Below are 16,559 nucleotides of genomic sequence, written 5' to 3' on the forward strand. Positions count from 1 at the left end.
ACCACGCTCGGTCACCTGTTTGACGGCTTCTGCCTTGAACTCAGCCGGGTATCGCACTCTCTTCATTTCTCACTCTCCAGTTCAATTTCGACCTTGATAGGTGTCTATTGAACCGGGTGAAGTCCAATCCCTGAGATCGGGAACGCTTGGCCGTGCACAGCGAACGCCAGACCGGCTCGCACAGCCGGAGGATCCTGCCGGCCCGCTACGCCTGCTACCATGTTGCACTGCAACATAGCCTGCGCCGATGAGATCATGGACCTCGACGACCCTTACCACGAACTTGGCCTGGAACCAGGCTCCAGCGATGCCGAGGTGAAGGTTGCGTGGCGCCGGCTGTCCGCACGCTGGCACCCGGATCGCAACAACAGCCCGCATGCCCTGCGAAAGATTCAGCGTATCAATCGGGCGCTGGAAATGATCCGCAACGCCCGGGCTGAACCAGAGGCTGAAACCGAAGATCCCACCCCCGGTGCGGAACAATCCACCGTCGAGCACACCATCAGCCTCACGCTCGAGGAGGTGGTGACCGGCTGCGTCAGGGAAGTTCGAGGCGAGGTGATCGAAGACTGCGCCGAGTGCACCGGAAGTGGACTGCAACTGCAGGCTACCGAGTGCAGTGAATGCGGTGGCGCTGGCCACAGCCGGCAGAATCTTTGGTTCGCCTGGATCTCGTCCACGGACAAATGCACAGCCTGCCAGGGACAGGGGAAGAAGCGCCATAGTTGCACTGCCTGCGCAGCGAGCGGTAAGGCACCGGCGAGCAAGTACCGCTGCCGGGTGCCGGTTGCGCCTGGCGCGCGCGCTGGCGACCTGCTCGATGTCACCGCCCGAGTGAAAGGCCATCGACGCCAGCACAAACTGGCGCTGCGCGTGCGCGTGGAGCTGCAGCCGCACGAATTCTTCACGGCTGAAGCCGGTGGGACCTTGAAGTGCGAGCTGCCCGTCGATGGTTTTGCATGGATGGCCAATCGCTGGATTGAGGTTCCGACCCCCCGCGGGCTGCAGCAGATGAAGCTGCGGCGTGGCCATCTGAACTACCGCATCAAAAACGCGGGCCTGCCGTGGACGAACGAGGCACAGGCTGGGGACTGCATTGTCACCGTCATACCGATGTTTCCACAGGAGTTCAGCCAGGAGCAGGAGGCCGTGATCGATCGGCTGGTGGTCGGCAACTCCGGGACAGCCGGCACGCCGGCAGGTGATCGCATGGCGGCATGGAGCCGGTTGGTGAACAACTGGCAGGATCGGCGCAGGTGAGATCCTCGATGACCATCAGCATGGTGGACTGATGGCGGCTCGCTTTGACCAAGATCATCGGTACCGAGCTATTGTTGGCCGCCAAGTTATGTCCGACCTGTTCAGGCTGGAAGCGACCGGTCTGGGTCACGCCTCCAGCGGCAGCTCTCATGAAGCCTCCCAGGGACGAAGTGCCTCGATCTCGTCCAGCCATGCGGTAAATACAGCCCGTGCCGCCTGCGGCAAGCGGGATTGCAAAGCTTGCGCTTGGCTGCGCAACGCACGCAGGTCGATGCCAGCCTGTACCAGTTCGTAGGCATGACCAACGAGCCAACGCTCAATTTGGCGCGGGTTGGCTTCCAGATGGCATTGCAGCGCCAGCACATTGCGCCCTTTGCTAAAAGCTTGGTTGGCACAGGTTTGTGTCCCCGCCAGCCTCGTTGCCCCGTCGGGAATGCCGAAGTGGTCGCCATGCCAGTGCAGCACCGGCGTTTGGCCCAGCGCCGCCAATGGTGACCCCTCGCCTTTCTGGGTCAGTGTCAGTGGCGCAAAGCCGATTTCCTTGACATCCATGCTGGCAACACTCGCGCCAAGTGCGCGGGCAATCAGCTGTGCACCCAGGCAGATGCCCAGCAGCGGGCGCCCGCTTGCCAGCCACTGTAGAACTACTGCCAGTTCGTCGCGGAGGAAAGGGTAGATGTGGTCATCGAAGGCGCCTATGGGACCACCCAGTACCACCAGCAGATCAGCCGCAGCCATGTCCACTGCATACAAGTCATCGGTGGGGGCATCCAGATAACGCACCGCATACCTACGTGCCGTCAGCAGCGGTTCGAGCGTACCGAGGTCTTCAAAATGCAGATGTCGCAGGGCAATGGCAGTTTTCACGGGCGTGGCTCCTTGCTACTGGGTTCATCGGGCCAATAGTGGCTATCCGTCAAGTGGCGAGCGCCAAAGATGGCTTGCCCAACACGGACCACCGTCGCGCCTTCCTCGATGGCGATCTCGAAATCGCCAGACATACCCATGGACAGTTCATCCAGGGCGATGCGGGCGGGTGCACTCTGGCGCAACCGGTCGCGTAAAGTGCGCAGCAGAACGAAGCACTGCCGCACCCGCTCACTCTCGGAAGAAAACAACGCGAGCGTCATCAACCCGCGCACGCGCAGCGCGTGGAAAGCAGGCAGCGCGTTCAGGAAGGCTGGCACGTCCTCGGGCGGCAGCCCGTACTTGCTGGCCTCGCCCGAGGTGTTGACCTGCACGAACACATCCAGCGCGCGGCCCTCAGCCTGCAGGCGCCGCTCCAGCGCCTCGGCCACGCGCAAACTGTCCAGCGCCTGGAACTCACTGGCGAAGCGCGCCACCAGCCTGGCCTTGTTGGTCTGCAGGTGGCCGATGACCGACCAATGCAGATCGGCCAGGTCTTGCATGGCGTCCCACTTGCCGAAGGCTTCCTGCACCTTGTTTTCACCCAGCACGCGGCAACCCGCCGCGTAGGCTAGGCGCAGACTGGGCTCAGGTTTGGTCTTGCTCACCGGCAGCAGGCGGACTCCGGTCGGATCGCGCCCGGCGCGGTGGCAGGCGGCGTCCATACGGGCCCGCACTGCAGCCAGGTTGCGCCGGAAGTCCTCGACGGAGACAGCCTGAGGATAGTCGCCATGCTGGTTGCGACGGGTCTGTGTGTGCGATGACTCAGGCATTTGCCCTCTCCCCCTTGATAGCGGTCTTGGCAATCGGTGTCGCGATGACCTGTCGCCCACGGCGCGGCAGTTGTCCGTTGAGCGCGGCATGGGCCACCAATCCAATGACCAGACCCCAGAACGCGCCACCGATACCCAGCAACGTGATGTTGGCCGCCGCGGCCAGGAAGGTGATCAGCGACGCTTCGCGGGTCTTCATGTCGGCCAAGGCGGTAGCCAGGCTACCGCCAATGGTGCCCAGCAGCGCCAAGCCCGCCAGCGTGGTGATGAAGGTCGCCGGGGGGGCCATGAAGACGGCGGTCAGCGTCACCCCGAACACGCCTACGAGGATGTAGCTCACACCTGCGGCGATGCCTGCAATCCAGCGCTTGGACGGGTCTTCATGCGCCTCCCGGCCCGTTGCAATGGCTGCCGTGATGGCGGCAAGATTGAAAGCGTGCGAACCGAACGGCGCCATCAGCAGGGAGCCGAGCCCGGTCAGCGTCACGATCGGACTGGCGCTGGTCTTGAACCCGTCGTTGCGCAGCACCAGCATGCCGGGCATGTACTGGCCGGTCAGCGTGATGAGAAACAGCGGCAGTGCTACGCTCAGCAGGGCATTGAGCGAAAACACCGGCATGGTGAAAACCGGCGCGGCGAGCTTCAACGCCAACCCCGACAAGTCCACCCGATCCTGCAGGCGCAGAAAGAGCAGCCCCAGCATCAGGATGCCAATGACGGCATAGCGCGCACTGAACCGCTTGAGCACCACATAGGTCACGATCAGCAAACCGGCCAGCAACGGGTCGACGTTCATGCCGCCGAAAGCCTTGGTCCCGAATGAGAGCAGGATGCCCGCCAGCAAACCTGCGGCCACGCCCGGCGGAATCAGCCGGATCAAGCGCTCAAACCAGCCTGACAGCCCCAGTGCCACAAAGGCCGCGGCAGATATCAGATAAGCGCCCACCGCTTCGGCATAGGGCGTAGTCGCCAGTGCCGTCACCAGGAACGCTGCAGCCGGCGTGGACCACGCGGTAATGATCGGCTCGCGCGTCAGCCAGCTCAGGAAGATTCCCGTGGCTCCCACGCCAATCGAAATCGACCACACCCACGATGCCGTCAACTCCGGGCTGAGGCCCGCCACCTTGGCCGCGTGGAATACCAAGATGAAGGTCCCGCCATAGTTGACGATGACCGAAATGAGACCCGCAACCATGGGATGGGTGAGATCAAGCAGGCGAGAGGATGGGGAGGACGAGGCGGATGACATGGCTTGTATCGGGCTCTTGAACGTGATCTATGGGGCTGAAGCAGGTAAGGGTTTATAGATCCTGAATGGCATACTGTGCCCCACCAATTTTTTGATGTGATACCAGCCAATTGTTCAAACACGCGCAACTCGAATCCGTCAAAGCCTGGGTTCTTGATCCGGCAAATGGGGCGTTGCCTCTGCACGCGCGCATCCAACGCGCGATCCGGCAACTGATACTCGGCGGCGCACTCGATGTCGCCACGCCGTTGCCTGCTTCCCGCGCCCTGGCGAAGTCGCTGGACGTGTCTCGCGACACGGTGGAGGCGGCCTACAACCAGTTGCACGCAGAGGGATTTATCGAGCGGCGCGTGGGCAGCGGGAGCTTTGTTTCGGAGCGGGCGCTACGTTTGCCTGGACGTGGCACAGCGCGGCGCCTTGGGCCACAGCGGGAACCTCTGCGACTGAGCCAGCGCGGAGCGGCCATGTACCGCGCTGGCGGGGTGCGAGACTTTCTGACTCCCCGCCCATTCGCTCCTGGCGTGCCGGAAACACGCACGTTCCCGCTGGCCACCTGGGAGCGGCTGGAGCGGCAGGTGTTGAAGGACTGGGGCACCACAGCACTGCTGCACAGCCCCCCACAAGGGATGGAGCCGCTACGGCGCGCGATTGCAAACTACGTCAACCTCGAACGCGGCGCGCATGCCACCCCCGAGCGTGTGCTGGTGGTCACCAGTTCTCAGCAAGCCTTGACCCTGTGCGCTACCGTGCTGCTGGACGCTGGCGACCGCATCTTCATTGAGGACCCCGTGTACCACGGTGCGCGCAAGGCGTTCGACGCTGCGGGGCTGGAATGCGTGCCCGTCCCGCTGGATGCCGAGGGAATGCAGGTGGAGCATCTGCGCAAGTTGCGACAACCGGGCAAGGCGGTGTTTCTCACGCCTTCGCACCAGTTTCCGACCGGGGCCACCCTGGCGCTGGACCGGCGGCTGGGCATCATCGAATGGGCCCGGCAGCACCAGACCTGGATCATCGAGGACGACTACGACAGCGAGTTCCACTACGCAGGCAAACCCACGGCCTGCGTGCAGGGGCTGGACCCGCATCAGCGAACGATCTACATCGGCACGTTCACCAAGTCGATGTTTCCGGGCTTGCGTATTGCCTTCATGGTGCTGCCACCCGAGCTAGTGGCCCCGATGACCGCTGCACGCACCTTGCTGGACGGACACAGCGCGCCAATTGCGCAACTGACCCTGGCACGCTTCATGGAGGGGGGGCATTTTGGAGCGTATGTGCGAACCATGCGTGCCGTTTATTGCGAGCGGCGCGACGTCCTGGCGCAGCTTGTGCGCAAGCATTTGGCAGACTTCGTGGAGCCAGAAGTGCCGGACGGTGGCATGCAAATGCCTTGTCGACTCATTCGCGACATTCCCGAACCGGAAGCCGTGGGCGCGGCGCAGCGTGCCGGTATCGATTTGCTGGGACTGACGCCATTGCATGCATCGGGCGCGTGCCGGCCCGGGTTCCTCATGGGCTTTGCGGCGTATGCGCCGAAGGAACTGGAGATCGCGGTGAAGAACTTTGCGGTTGTATTGCGTGCGCTAGACCGCTGAATCTGGAGGTCAGGCGAGGGCGAATTCATCCACCACTTCTTCGCTATTTGCGCCTGACATTTCACCACCGTAACCCGAGCGAGACAGCAGCCTGATTCACTACTCCGACAGGGGCTCGCAATACGTCAGCATTCGATTTACTGAACGCTTGGCAGAAGCTGGCGTCGAGCCCTCGGTGGGCAGCAAAAGCACTGCGACAACCATATACCCGAACTTCAACCAGACTTCGCTCGCTGGGTATCCGAAAAAGGCTTTTCCAGTAGCGTATAGACTTTTTCCAACGATTCCAGTTTCTCATCGAAGTAATCATGCTCGTCGTAGTGACGGGCTTGGACTCCGGCAATGCCGTGTGATTGCAGACGCCCCCGGATGTCGGAATTCATGTTCATCGGCATGTCGACCGGGGCGGCGCTGGGGGGCCGGATGGCGGGGCGGGCACGCTGATTTGAATGAAAATCGGCCCTGGCGCTTGTGATGTATGCGCTAATAGCTATCAAAAAAAGAGCAGCCATGGGGCCGCTCTTTTTACTGGCTGCGTTTTCCTGGCAGGCGGGCTCAGGCCTTCTTCACCTCAATGTGATACAGCCCCCAGGGGCACAGCCCAAAGCGTTCCTTCACCGGTTTGTCTTTGAAGGCCGGCAGCACATCGGCATCGTACACGGCCCACTGCGGGCCCAGGCCGCCCAGGGCCATGGGCTGGCCGTCGATGTGGGTGGCGACGATCATGCGGTAGGCCTGGGCGTCTGCCATGCTGATGTTGACGTTGTAGCCGTCCACCGCGCGCAGGCCCAGTTGCACGGGGCTGCCAGCGGCCACGCCAGCGGCGGCCAGCACGGTGGTGAGCAGGGGGCCCTTGAGTGTGTGGGGCTTGCTGTCGTATTCGACCGTGGGCTTGATGGTGATGGCGGGCATGCGCAGCAGGGCGGTAGCGTCCAGCGCCAAAGCCTTGTCAAACTGGATGCCGTGTTTGCCCATCATCTGGTCGATGGCGGGGTCTAGCGCGCCCCGGTTGGATTGGGCGATGGCGCCGCTGATGGTGAGCAGCGTGGGGCCCGAGGGGGCATTGGCTTGCGAGGCGGCTTGGCTGCTGCCGGTGGCAGACCAGAGGCCGACCAGACCCATGCCGGTGGCGACGAAGTTGCGCTTGTTCATGCTCATTTTTGGGGGCTCCTTGGTGGAAATCAGGGGCGCATGGTAAGCGCAGGCTAGGCACTTGCCACCATAAAAAATGGCCGTCGCCGGGGCGGTGCGCGCTCAACCTTGCACTACCGGGGTGCATGCTACCCCGCGCCAGCAACCTCGCGTCGGTCGCACCACAATCAGGTCATATGACCTCTTCTTCGACGATGCTGCGGGTGATCAGCCTGGCAGCCTTTTGCAGCATGGCTTCCATGCGAGTGTGCGACCCGATGCTGGTGTCTCTGGCACGCGAGTTTTCTGTCACCACGGGCGATGCGTCGGCCGTCATTGCCGCGTTTGCCGTGTCTTATGGCGTGCTGCAGTTGTTCTACGGCCCCTTGGGCGACCGGCTGGGCAAGGTGCGTGTGGTGATTGGTGCCACGTTTGCCTGTGCGCTCTTTAGCGGCGTGACGGCGCTGGCGCCCACTTTGCCGGTGCTGGTGGCGGCGCGTGCGGCCATGGGGGCGTCGGCGGCGGGGATCATCCCGCTGTCGATGGCGTGGATCGGTGACAACGTGCCGTACGAGCAGCGGCAGGAGACCCTGGCGCAGCTCATGGTGGCCACGGTGTCGGGGATGATGGCCGGGCAGTGGTTTGGCGGCTTTGCGGTGGAGGCGCTGGGCTGGCGGGCCGCGTTTGTGGTGCTGTCGCTGCTGTTTTTGACCGCCGCCAGCCTGCTGTGGCGGCAGGCCCGCGCCATGGCGGCCAGCACTCCGGCGCCCGCAGCTGGTAGTGCAGTGCCGCCCGCTTTTTCGCTGTCGGCTTACTTGGCCAACACGGCCGCGCTGCTGCGCATGCCCCGGGTGCGCTGGGTGTTGACCGTGGTGGCAGTGGAGGGCGCCCTGGCCTTTGGCACGCTGGCTTTTGTACCCGCACGCATGGTGGACGGGTTTGGGCTGTCGGCCTCGGCGGCCGGTGGGGTGATGGTGCTGTATGGCGTGGGTGGGCTCATCTACAGCCTGCTGGCGCGCCGCTGGCTGGCGCTGTTGGGTGAGCGGGGCCTGGCGCTGGTGGGCGCGTCGCTGATCGCCGCCGGGCTGCTGCTGCTGGCCTGGGGCCCGGTGGCCGCCTGGGGGGTACTGGGCTGCTTCTTTGCCGGGGTGGGTTTTTACATGTTGCACAACACGCTGCAGGTGCAGGCCACGCAGATGGCGCCCGAGGCGCGTGGCACGGCGGTCACGTTGTTTGCGTGCCTGCTGTTCCTGGGGCAATCGCTGGGGGTGCTGCTGGTGGCGGCCAGTGTGGACCGGGGCTGGATCGCACCGGTGTTCTCGGTGGCGGCCCTCGGGGTTTTGGTGCTGGGAGGGCTGGTGTCGCGCAAGGTGAACGGCCGGGTGGCGGCGCCTGCTGGCGCGTAGCTGTGCGCCTGGGGCGCACAGTGCAAATAACTTTGATGTCTTATTACTTTATTTTTTGATTGTTGGATTCTTTATGATGCAATAGTACATTCCCTTATCTTTGTGTCTTTTGGGGCCGAACCCACGCCGCCCGGCGTGTGGCGGCCCTTTGTGTTTCATGATCGAACTACGGGGTATCACCCAAACCTACCAGGGCCCACAAGGCCCGGTCGAGGCGCTCAAGGGCATCGACCTCACCATCCAGCCGGGCGAAGTGTTCGGCATCATCGGCAAGAGCGGCGCGGGCAAAAGCTCGCTGGTGCGGGTGATCAACCTGCTCAACCGGCCCACCACGGGCCAGGTCATCGTGGGCGGGCAGGACCTGACCCAGCTGAACGACGCGCAGCTGCGCGAGGCGCGCCGCGAGATCGGCATGGTGTTCCAGCACTTCAACCTGCTGTCTTCACGCACCGTGTTTGACAACGCCGCGCTGCCGCTGGAGCTGGCGGGCATGGACAAGGCCGCCATCCGCGAGCGTGTGAACCCGCTGCTGGAGCTGGTGGGCCTGTCGGCCCTGGCCGACCGCTACCCGGCGCAGATCAGCGGCGGGCAAAAGCAGCGTGTGGGCATTGCGCGTGCGCTGGCCAGCCGCCCCAAGGTGCTGCTGAGCGACGAGGCCACCTCTGCGCTGGACCCGGAGACCACACGCTCCATCCTCGACCTGCTGCGCCAGGTCAACCGCGAGCTGGGCCTGACGGTGGTGCTGATCACCCACCAGATGCAGGTCATCAAGCAGGTGGCCGACCGCGTGGCCGTGATCGAGGCTGGCCGCATCGTGGAGCAGGGCCGGGTGCTGGACGTGTTCACCCGCCCGCAGCAGGCCATCACCAAGAGCCTGATCGACGAGATCCTGCCGCAAGAGCTGCCCGCCAGCGTGCTGGACCATGTGCGCAAGCTGGCAGGCCAGCTGAGCGCAGGACGAACCGGCCAGCTGCTGCGCCTGTCGTACGCCGGAGACAGCGCCTACCAGCCCATCCTGTCGCAGCTGATCCGCCAGTTTGGCGTGGACATGAGCATCCTGCACGGGCAGGTGGACGAGATCCAGGACGAAACCTTTGGCTCGCTGGCCGTGTATGCCAGCGGCGAGGCCGACAGCGTGCGGGACGCCGTGGCGCACCTGCGCGCGGGTGGTGTCGAAGTAGAATAAGTGGCCGTGGCCGGTTAAGAGGGAGCACACATCATGTTCAACAACTTCACGCCAGCCATGCTGGATCTGTTTGCTTCGTCGCTGTGGGAGACGCTCATCATGGTCGGCATCTCCGGCCTGGTGGGCGGCTTGCTGGGGGTGCCGCTGGGCGTGTTCCTGCGCCTGACCGACGACGGCGGTGTGCTGGAGAACGGCCCCGTCAACAAACTGGTGGGCTGGCTGGTCAACGCCGTGCGGTCCACGCCCTTCATCATCTTGCTGGTGGCCATCATCCCGTTCACGCGGCTCATCACCGGCTCGTCCATCGGCACTGCCGCAGCCGTGGTGCCGCTGACCATTGCCGCCGCCCCGTTTGTGGCCCGTCTGGTCGAGGCCGCGCTGCGCGAGGTGGAGCACGGCCTGGTCGAAGCCGCGCAGGCCATGGGCGCCACCACCAGCCAGATCGTGTGGAAGGTTCTGCTGCCCGAGGCGTTGCCTGGCATCGTGGCGGGCCTGACCATCACGTTCGTGAGCCTGACCGGCTACTCGGCCATGGCCGGTGCCATTGGCGGCGGCGGCCTGGGCGACCTGGGCATCCGCTACGGTTACCAGCGCTTTTTGCCCGAGATCATGCTGGCCGTGGTGCTGGTGTTGATCTTCTTTGTGCAGGCCGTGCAAAGCCTGGGCGACTGGGCGGTGCGCAGGCTCAGCCACCGTTGAGTCGGTGGGCGCTATAAAAATAATAGCTGCAAGCGCATGATTTAAAAGCGCTTGCGGCCTTTTTTGCTTCAAACCACGCTTGGGGCGCTGCGCGGGCCGCAGCGCCGGTCTTCACTCCCTCTCCCCGTGCGGAAGAGGGCGGGGTGCAGGGGCATCAAAACCACCCTCAGCCCGGCACCCGGTAGTGGTAGCCGTAGGCCGTCTTGAACCCCATCGATTCATACAGCCGTAGCGCAGGCGTGTTCTGCGCCCGCACCTGCAGGTAGGCACTGCTCGCCCCGGCCTCGGCGCCCCAGTGCAGCAGGGCCTGCACCAGCGCGCGCCCGCGCCCGCTGCCCCGGTGTTCGGGCGCCACGGCCAAGTCGTACAGGCCCACGGCGCCGCGCTCCAGCACCGCCAGGCCAAAGCCCACGGCACGGCCCTGGGCGTCGTGTTGCAGCGCATAGCCCACCGGGTGGGCGATGGCGTTCAAGATGCTGCGGTGGTGTGCTGCCACGCCGTTGGCCGCAGCAAAACCTTCCAGCCACGCGGGCGATGGCGAGCTGCTGACCACGGTGCTGCCGTCGGGTCGGGGCACCGCGCCCGGCGCCAGCGGCCGGTGCAGGACCAGTGAGGGGTCGAAGTGCTGGTAGCCCGCGTCCGCCAGCTCCTGGTCGGCTTCAGCCGGGGCCAGGGGGGAGATGCGAAACACGGCGGGCAACCCATGCCGTGCATACAGCGCCGCCGCCGCCTCGCGCACGCCGTCAAACGGCGCGCCGGGCACGAGTGCGTTGACCGAATTGGCACGCTTGGTGTAGCCGCCCGACAGCCGGAACACCCAGCCTCGGTGAAACACCGTCTGGTGCGCGGGCCAGGCGTTGAAGGCGCGCTCTTCCAGCGCGCGGACGAGGGCTGCAGGTGCGGTGTTGGAAATGGCGGCGACGTCGGTCATCGTGGGTTTATACCAACCCACTTTGACCATTCGCCTTCAGTCGGTGGTGATCTTGTTGTCGGCCACCAGCTTGGCAAACCGTGCGGTGTCGGCCGCAATCTGCTCGGCCATCTGCGCGGGGGTGTTGCCGATGGGTTCGGCGCCAATGTCCTGCATGCGCTTTTGGAATTCGGGCGATTGGATGACCTTGACCATTTCGGTGTTCAGCCGTGCCACCACATCGGCGGGCGTGCGGGCGGGGGCCAGCACACCAAACCAGGTACCGATGTCAAAGCCCGCAAAGCCGCTTTCTTGCAGCGTGGGCACATCGGGCAGGGTGGACGAGCGCTTGGCCGTGGTCACCGCCAGCGCTCGCAGCTTGCCCGCCTTGATGTGCGGCAGCACGGGGGTGACGGTGTCGAACGACATCGACACCTGCCCGCCCAGCAGGTCGGTGGTGAGCGGGCCGCTGCCCTTGTAGGGCACATGCAGCATGGGCTGGCCGATGGACGTGGCGAACTGCGTGCCGATCAGGTGCTGCGCTGTGCCTGCGCCGTTGGAGCCGTAGGAGAACTTGTTGGGCATGGCCTTGATCAGCGCCACCAGCTCCTTCACGTCCTTGGCGGGCGTGGTGGCACTCACGGCCAGCACGTTGGGCACCAGCGCCACGGTGGTGATGGGGGCAAAGCTCTTTTGAAAGTCGTAGTTGAGCTTTTTGTACACGCTGGTGGCAATGGTGTGGTGCACCGCGCCCATCAGCAGTGTGTAGCCGTCGGCAGGGGCCTTGGCCACATAGTCGGCCCCGATGGTGGCGCCTGCGCCACCCCGGTTTTCCACGATCACGGGCTGGCCCAGGGCCGTGCCCAGTTTTTCGCCCAACGCGCGTGCCAGCACATCGGTGGTGCCACCCGCTGCAAAGGGCACAACGATGGTGACGGGCTTGGCTGGCCAGGCCTGCGCGTGCGCCGGTGCGCTGGGCAGGCCACAGGCAGCGCCAGCCAGGGCTGCCAGCGCCAGCAGGTGGTGCCGGCGTGTGGAGGGCGTTGTGGGCGGCGTTGACGGTGGGTGGTGGGGGGTTGCAATGCGTGGCATGGTTGTCTCCGTTGGGTTGTGTTTCTTGTGGTTGCTGGGCTAGGGACGTCGGTGCATGGCGTCAGCCCGTGGCTGCGATCAGGATCGCGCGGAAGTCGTTGACGTTGGTGCCCGTGGGCCCGGTGACCACGGCATCGCCCAGCGCGCCAAAAAAGGTGTGGGCGTCGTGTGCGTCCAGCGCGGCGGTGGCGCTGTGGCCCTGGGCCGTGGCGCGTTCCAGCGTGCCGGGCGTGGCAATGGCGCCTGCCACGGGCTCCAGGCCGTCGATGCCATCGGTGTCTCCGGCCAGGGCATACACGCTTGCCAGGCCCTTGAGCGACAAGGCCATGGACAGCAGGCATTCCACATTGCGCCCGCCGCGCCCTGGGGCTGGCATGGGTTGCCCTGGTACCGGTGTGCGCAGGGTGACAGTGCTTTCGCCGCCACTCAGCAGCACACGGTGCCGTGGTGACGGGGTCTTGGCAGCGTAGCGGGCGACACCGGCCAGCACGGTGCCCATGTCGCGGGCTTCGCCCTCCAGCGCGTCACCGAGCAGCGTGGGCTCGATGCCCGCCTGGCGCGCCACCTGGGCGGCTGCCTGCAGGGCCAGGTCGGGTGTTGCAATGACGTGGGTGGTGATGGGGCCCAGCCGGGTGTCGCCGGGCTTGATGCTTTCGCAGGCGGCAGTGTTCAGTGCGGCCAGTACGGCGGGCTGCAGCGCAATGCGGTAACGCTGCAAGATGGCCAGCGCCTGTGCGCGGGTGGTCGGGTCGGCCACGGTGGGGCCCGAGGCCACGTCCAGCGGGTCGTCGCCCGGCACATCGGACATCACCAGGTTGACCACGTGGGCAGGGCTGCAGGCCAGGGCCAGGCGCCCGCCCTTGATGGCTGAGAGGTGTCGCCGCACACAGTTCATCTCGCCGATGCTGGCGCCGCTACGCAGCAGGGCCTGGTTGAGCGCCTGCTTGTCGGCCAGCGTGACCCCCGGCAATGGCAAGGGCAGCAGTGCCGAGCCGCCGCCCGACCACAGGCCAATCACCAGGTCGTCCGCACTGAGCCCGTCCACTGCAGCCAGCATGTGCTGGGCGGCGGCCAGACCCGCCGCATCAGGCACGGGGTGGGCGGCCTCCAGCACGCGGATGTGCTGGCAGGCGGCAGCATGCCCATAGCGCGTGACCACCACGCCTGTGAGTGGTGCCGGCCAGTGGGCCTCCAGCACCTGCGCCATCTGCGCCGATGCCTTGCCCGCCCCGATCACCACCGTGCGGCCCCGGGGCGGGGCCGGCAGGTACGGCGGCAGGCATACGGCGGGCTGCGCCGATGCGATGGCGGCATCGAACATGCTGCGCAGCCAGTGGCGGGCCTGTGTGTCGATGTGCGGGTTCATCGGGTCGTGGGGCAGGGCGCAGTGCGTGGGAGCCACGCGGCTCAGGCGGCCTTTTGCAGCGGTGCGCTGCCGATCAGCGTGCACACGGCGTCGGTCACCTGCGCCGTGGTGGCCGTGCCGCCCAGGTCGCGGGTGTGCAGGGCGGGGTTGGCTGTGACCTGTTCGATGGCCTGCATCACGGCGCGGGCGGCGTCGGCCTCGCCCAGGTGCTCCAGCAGCATCACCACCGACCAGAAGGTGCCGATGGGGTTGGCGAGGCCCTTGCCCATGATGTCGAACGCCGATCCGTGGATGGGCTCGAACATGCTGGGGTAGCGGCGCTCGGGGTCGATGTTGCCGGTGGGCGCAATGCCCAGGCTGCCCGCCAGCGCGGCGGCCAGGTCGCTGAGGATGTCGGCGTGCAGGTTGGTGGCCACGATGGTGTCGAGCGTGGCGGGGCGGTTGACCATGCGGGCCGTGGCGGCGTCCACCAGCTCCTTGTCCCACTTCACGTCGGGGAACTCGGTGGCCACTTGCGCGGCGATCTCGTCCCACATCACCATGGCATGGCGCTGCGCGTTGCTCTTGGTGATGACGGTGAGTTGCTTGCGGGGGCGGGACTGCGCTAGGCGGAAGGCGTAGCGCAGGATGCGTTCCACGCCCACGCGGGTCATGATGGACACGTCGGTCGCCGCCTCGATGGGGTGGCCCTGGTGCACGCGGCCACCCACGCCCGAGTATTCGCCCTCGGAGTTTTCGCGCACGATGACCCAGTCCAGGTCCTTGGGTGTGCAGCGCTTCAGGGGCGCATCAATGCCCGGCAGGATGCGCGTGGGCCGCACGTTGGCGTACTGATCGAACCCTTGGCAGATCTTCAGGCGCAGGCCCCACAGGGTGATGTGGTCGGGGATGTCCGGGTCGCCCGCCGAGCCGAACAGGATGGCGTCCTTGCCGCGCAGCGCATTTAGCCCATCGGCCGGCATCATCACGCCGTGGGCGCGGTACCAGTCGCCGCCCCAGCCGAAGTTCTCGAACTGGAACTGCAGGCCCGCATGGCGGGCGGCCAGGGCTTCGAGCACACGCTGGCCGGCGGGAATCACTTCCTTGCCGATGCCGTCTCCGGGGATGGTGGCGATTTGGTAGGTTTTCATGAAGGTCTCTTGTCTTGGTGTGTGAAAGCGCCGGGGAAGGCCAGCGGGAATAGCGGGCCGCGAAAAATGGGTGAAACAAAAACAGTGAGAGCGACTGTAGGCATCCGCTCATTGGAAAAACGGCGACCAAGTGAATCCACCGTTAACTTGCAGTTGATAATGCGGCGATGAGCTCCACCATCCAGCCCGCAGAACTGGGCTTCTTCTCCGCGCTGGCCGCCAGCCCCAGCCTGAGCGCCGCCGGGCGCGAAATGGGCGTCACCACCGCAGCGGTCAGCAAACACCTGGCGCAGATGGAAAAGCGCCTGGGCGTGGTGCTCATCAACCGCACCACGCGGCGCATGAGCCTCACGCCCGAGGGCGAGCTGCTGCTGGAGCACGCGCGCCGCATCCTGCGCGAGATCGATGCGCTGGATGAACTCATCGTGCAGTCCAAGGCCACCCCCAAGGGCCTGCTGCGCGTGAATGCCACCCTGGGCTTTGGCCGCATGCACATCGCCCCCGTGATCTCCGACTTTGTGCGCCAGTACCCCGAGGTGGATGTGCAACTGCAGCTGTCGGTGCACCCGCCACCGATCACCGACGATGCCTACGACGTGTGCGTGCGTTTTGGCGAGCCGCCCGATGGCCGCGTGATTGCCCGCCGCATGGCACCCAACCGGCGCGTGCTGTGCGCCGCACCCGCCTACCTGGAGCAGCATGGCAGGCCCCGCGTGCCGCGCGACCTGATGGAGCACCACTGCATCGGTATCCGCCAGGGCGATGAGGCCTACGGCCTGTGGCGCCTGACCACCGGGCGTGGCAGCAAGGCGCACACCGAGTCGATCAAGATCACCGGCAACCTCACCACCAACGACGGCGAGATCGCTGTGCTGTGGGCGCTGCAGGGCCATGGCATCGTGATGCGCGCCGAGTGGGACGTGAACCGCCACCTGGCCCAGGGCCTGCTGGAGCCCGTGCTGCCGCAGTACCACACGCCTGCGGCCGACATCTATGCGGTGTACCCGCAGCGGCACCAGTTCTCCACGCGGGTGCAGGCGTTTGTGGGGTTCCTGTCCGAGGCGCTGGCTGCGTCGGGCACGCTGGCGGGGGTGGGCGTGGGCGCCCGTGTGAATAGAAAACGGGCCGTGCGGGTTTCTTGACCTGGTGGGGCGCGCGCGGGCCGCAGCCGGGTTAGGGTTAAGGTGTCACTGATGCCGCCGTGTGGTGCTTCTGTTCCCCTGGCGGCTGCACCTTGTTTTCTTCGCCCCCGCTTTGCCCATGAAAACGTTTTTGCTGCTCATCCCCTCACTGTTCGGCGCTCTGCTCGCCGGGCCCGTGCAGGCTGCCGATTCGCAGGTGGCGGCCGACTGGTCCCTGTCGGCCGATGGCGCCTACGTGCTGGACCAGCGCGCTGGCCTGGCCTGGCCGCGTTGTGTGGAGGGCATGCAATGGAGCGGCAAAAACTGCACGGGCCAGCCCCTGCTGCTGGACCGCGCCGAGGCCACCGCCCTGGCCGCTGACCGCTGGAAAGCCGAAGGCGTGGGCTGGCGCCTGCCCCGCGCTGCAGAGCTGCAGCGGCTGGTGGATAAATCGTTGTCACCGCCGGGCCTCAACCCCCTGCTGTTTCCGGCGGCGCCTGGCCAGTGGCACTGGTCATCCACCGCCAACGTGAGCGCGCCCAGCGTCAACCAGTACACCTACGGCAACATCGCCCAGGGCCGCGCAGGCGACAGTGCGCGGCAGGTCTCCATGATCAACGGCTGGGCCGTGAACCTGTCCAGCGGCGAGGCGCGGGGTGATGCGGCACGGGCCAGCAAGCTGCCCGTGCGGCTGGTGCGGCCAATGCCGGTGGGTGGGGCAGGGCGGTAGGGGCG

General features: G+C 65.7%; 16 protein-coding genes. 7 read left to right on the plus strand and 9 right to left on the minus strand.

Annotated features, from left to right (window positions below):
- Nucleotides 1–255 precede the first annotated feature (255 nt).
- On the plus strand, nt 256–1,260 hold the full coding sequence (locus OIN59_RS19680; RefSeq protein ID WP_274113028.1) for a DnaJ C-terminal domain-containing protein: 1,005 nt from the start codon (nt 256–258) through the stop codon (nt 1,258–1,260).
- A 147-nt stretch (nt 1,261–1,407) separates the two neighbouring features.
- Here the strand turns inward: OIN59_RS19680 and OIN59_RS19685 are convergent, their stop codons facing one another.
- From OIN59_RS19685 to OIN59_RS19695, 3 genes are read right to left on the minus strand one after another with little or no spacing between them, the layout of a single operon-like run.
- On the minus strand, nt 1,408–2,127 hold the full coding sequence (locus OIN59_RS19685; protein ID WP_274113030.1) for a glutamine amidotransferase: 720 nt from the start codon (nt 2,125–2,127) through the stop codon (nt 1,408–1,410).
- Complete coding sequence (locus OIN59_RS19690) at nt 2,124–2,939, minus strand: YggS family pyridoxal phosphate-dependent enzyme (RefSeq protein ID WP_274113032.1); 816 nt, start codon at nt 2,937–2,939, stop codon at nt 2,124–2,126. The genes OIN59_RS19685 and OIN59_RS19690 overlap by 4 nt, the downstream gene beginning before the upstream one ends.
- Nucleotides 2,932–4,188, minus strand: coding sequence for a benzoate/H(+) symporter BenE family transporter (locus OIN59_RS19695; protein WP_274113035.1), 1,257 nt, complete (start codon nt 4,186–4,188; stop codon nt 2,932–2,934). The genes OIN59_RS19690 and OIN59_RS19695 overlap by 8 nt, the downstream gene beginning before the upstream one ends.
- A 110-nt stretch (nt 4,189–4,298) precedes the next feature.
- On the opposite strand from OIN59_RS19695, the gene pdxR reads away from it, so the two are divergent.
- On the plus strand, nt 4,299–5,783 hold the full coding sequence (gene pdxR / locus OIN59_RS19700; protein WP_274113037.1) for a MocR-like pyridoxine biosynthesis transcription factor PdxR: 1,485 nt from the start codon (nt 4,299–4,301) through the stop codon (nt 5,781–5,783).
- A 215-nt stretch (nt 5,784–5,998) separates the two neighbouring features.
- Here pdxR and OIN59_RS19705 read toward each other — a convergent pair whose 3' ends face one another.
- Both OIN59_RS19705 and OIN59_RS19710 read right to left on the minus strand, forming a co-directional pair.
- Complete coding sequence (locus OIN59_RS19705; RefSeq protein WP_274113039.1) at nt 5,999–6,295, minus strand: site-specific integrase; 297 nt, start codon at nt 6,293–6,295, stop codon at nt 5,999–6,001.
- A 43-nt stretch (nt 6,296–6,338) separates the two neighbouring features.
- Nucleotides 6,339–6,935, minus strand: coding sequence for a molybdopterin-dependent oxidoreductase (locus OIN59_RS19710; protein ID WP_274113225.1), 597 nt, complete (start codon nt 6,933–6,935; stop codon nt 6,339–6,341).
- 176 nt (nt 6,936–7,111) lie between these two features.
- Between OIN59_RS19710 and OIN59_RS19715 the strand changes: the two genes are divergently transcribed.
- The 3 genes from OIN59_RS19715 to OIN59_RS19725 all read left to right on the plus strand — a co-directional run bounded on the left by OIN59_RS19715 (nt 7,112) and on the right by OIN59_RS19725 (nt 10,205).
- A complete protein-coding gene (locus OIN59_RS19715) occupies nt 7,112–8,320 on the plus strand; it encodes an MFS transporter (protein ID WP_274113041.1) in 1,209 nt (402 codons plus the stop codon).
- 157 nt (nt 8,321–8,477) lie between these two features.
- On the plus strand, nt 8,478–9,506 hold the full coding sequence (locus tag OIN59_RS19720; RefSeq protein ID WP_274113043.1) for a methionine ABC transporter ATP-binding protein: 1,029 nt from the start codon (nt 8,478–8,480) through the stop codon (nt 9,504–9,506).
- A 33-nt stretch (nt 9,507–9,539) separates the two neighbouring features.
- The gene (locus OIN59_RS19725; protein ID WP_274113045.1) at nt 9,540–10,205 is read left to right on the plus strand and encodes a methionine ABC transporter permease; all 666 of its coding nucleotides are present in this window, start codon (nt 9,540–9,542) and stop codon (nt 10,203–10,205) included.
- 166 nt (nt 10,206–10,371) lie between these two features.
- Here OIN59_RS19725 and OIN59_RS19730 read toward each other — a convergent pair whose 3' ends face one another.
- From OIN59_RS19730 to OIN59_RS19745, 4 genes are all read right to left on the minus strand, one after another.
- Entirely contained in the window at nt 10,372–11,136 is a 765-nt protein-coding gene (locus OIN59_RS19730) for a GNAT family N-acetyltransferase (RefSeq protein WP_274113047.1), read from the minus strand.
- 36 nt (nt 11,137–11,172) lie between these two features.
- Nucleotides 11,173–12,207, minus strand: coding sequence for a Bug family tripartite tricarboxylate transporter substrate binding protein (locus OIN59_RS19735; RefSeq protein ID WP_274113049.1), 1,035 nt, complete (start codon nt 12,205–12,207; stop codon nt 11,173–11,175).
- A 61-nt stretch (nt 12,208–12,268) separates the two neighbouring features.
- Nucleotides 12,269–13,573, minus strand: coding sequence for a glycerate kinase type-2 family protein (locus OIN59_RS19740; RefSeq protein ID WP_274113227.1), 1,305 nt, complete (start codon nt 13,571–13,573; stop codon nt 12,269–12,271).
- Between the two features lie 41 nt (nt 13,574–13,614).
- Entirely contained in the window at nt 13,615–14,703 is a 1,089-nt protein-coding gene (locus OIN59_RS19745; RefSeq protein ID WP_274113051.1) for a tartrate dehydrogenase, read from the minus strand.
- Nucleotides 14,704–14,870: 167 nt separating this feature from the next.
- On the opposite strand from OIN59_RS19745, the gene OIN59_RS19750 reads away from it, so the two are divergent.
- The gene (locus tag OIN59_RS19750; RefSeq protein ID WP_274113053.1) at nt 14,871–15,845 is read left to right on the plus strand and encodes a LysR substrate-binding domain-containing protein; all 975 of its coding nucleotides are present in this window, start codon (nt 14,871–14,873) and stop codon (nt 15,843–15,845) included.
- 118 nt (nt 15,846–15,963) lie between these two features.
- Nucleotides 15,964–16,554: an Lcl C-terminal domain-containing protein gene (locus tag OIN59_RS19755; RefSeq protein ID WP_274113055.1), complete on the plus strand. Its 591-nt coding sequence runs from the start codon at nt 15,964–15,966 to the stop codon at nt 16,552–16,554.
- Nucleotides 16,555–16,559 lie beyond the last annotated feature (5 nt).

It is taken from the genome of Acidovorax benzenivorans, assembly GCF_028680575.1.
Classification (GTDB): Bacteria; Pseudomonadota; Gammaproteobacteria; order Burkholderiales; family Burkholderiaceae_C; genus Acidovorax; species Acidovorax benzenivorans.

What these genes read in the sequence shown, in the direction of transcription:
- OIN59_RS19680 (WP_274113028.1), top strand. Translation starts at nt 256, where the DNA reads ATGGACCTCGACGACCCTTACCACGAACTTGGCCTGGAACCAGGCTCC.
- OIN59_RS19690 (WP_274113032.1), bottom strand. Translation starts at nt 2,939, where the DNA reads ATGCCTGAGTCATCGCACACACAGACCCGTCGCAACCAGCATGGCGAC.
- OIN59_RS19695 (WP_274113035.1), bottom strand. Translation starts at nt 4,188, where the DNA reads ATGTCATCCGCCTCGTCCTCCCCATCCTCTCGCCTGCTTGATCTCACC.
- OIN59_RS19705 (WP_274113039.1), bottom strand. Translation starts at nt 6,295, where the DNA reads ATGGCTGCTCTTTTTTTGATAGCTATTAGCGCATACATCACAAGCGCC.
- OIN59_RS19710 (WP_274113225.1), bottom strand. Translation starts at nt 6,935, where the DNA reads ATGAACAAGCGCAACTTCGTCGCCACCGGCATGGGTCTGGTCGGCCTC.
- OIN59_RS19715 (WP_274113041.1), top strand. Translation starts at nt 7,112, where the DNA reads ATGACCTCTTCTTCGACGATGCTGCGGGTGATCAGCCTGGCAGCCTTT.
- OIN59_RS19720 (WP_274113043.1), top strand. Translation starts at nt 8,478, where the DNA reads ATGATCGAACTACGGGGTATCACCCAAACCTACCAGGGCCCACAAGGC.
- OIN59_RS19725 (WP_274113045.1), top strand. Translation starts at nt 9,540, where the DNA reads ATGTTCAACAACTTCACGCCAGCCATGCTGGATCTGTTTGCTTCGTCG.
- OIN59_RS19730 (WP_274113047.1), bottom strand. Translation starts at nt 11,136, where the DNA reads ATGACCGACGTCGCCGCCATTTCCAACACCGCACCTGCAGCCCTCGTC.
- OIN59_RS19735 (WP_274113049.1), bottom strand. Translation starts at nt 12,207, where the DNA reads ATGCCACGCATTGCAACCCCCCACCACCCACCGTCAACGCCGCCCACA.
- OIN59_RS19740 (WP_274113227.1), bottom strand. Translation starts at nt 13,573, where the DNA reads ATGAACCCGCACATCGACACACAGGCCCGCCACTGGCTGCGCAGCATG.
- OIN59_RS19745 (WP_274113051.1), bottom strand. Translation starts at nt 14,703, where the DNA reads ATGAAAACCTACCAAATCGCCACCATCCCCGGAGACGGCATCGGCAAG.
- OIN59_RS19750 (WP_274113053.1), top strand. Translation starts at nt 14,871, where the DNA reads ATGAGCTCCACCATCCAGCCCGCAGAACTGGGCTTCTTCTCCGCGCTG.
- OIN59_RS19755 (WP_274113055.1), top strand. Translation starts at nt 15,964, where the DNA reads ATGAAAACGTTTTTGCTGCTCATCCCCTCACTGTTCGGCGCTCTGCTC.